The sequence below is a fragment of the Cupriavidus sp. SIMBA_020 genome, from assembly GCF_046535395.1.
GTDB lineage: Bacteria > Pseudomonadota > Gammaproteobacteria > Burkholderiales > Burkholderiaceae > Cupriavidus > Cupriavidus campinensis.
Genome location: NZ_JAWRWU010001578.1, coordinates 1 through 239, shown reverse-complemented (window position 1 = coordinate 239; position 239 = coordinate 1). Strand labels below are relative to the sequence as shown.

Genomic DNA, 239 nt, shown 5'->3' with positions numbered 1-239 from the left:
TTCGTCACCATCGGCTGTTAAGATTGATGCGTCCCCGTCCATTCCCCACCCCGATGAACCGTACGCTCGACCATCGCAACCTGGCCATGCTGCTGCTCGAGGCACGCGAGACGCTGATGGGCATGTTCCGCCCGATTCTCAAGGAATTCGCGCTGACCGAACAGCAATGGCGGATTGTCCGCGTGCTCGACGGCGAACCGGCGCACGCGCTCGAGGCGGGACAGATAGCGCGGCGCTGC

At 63.6% G+C, this 239-nt stretch carries 1 pseudogene; it reads left to right on the top strand.

What is annotated here, in order from left to right:
* Window positions 1-53: 53 nt before the first annotated feature.
* Window positions 54-239: pseudogene (locus SB751_RS34920) on the top strand (homoprotocatechuate degradation operon regulator HpaR); the annotation flags it as partial.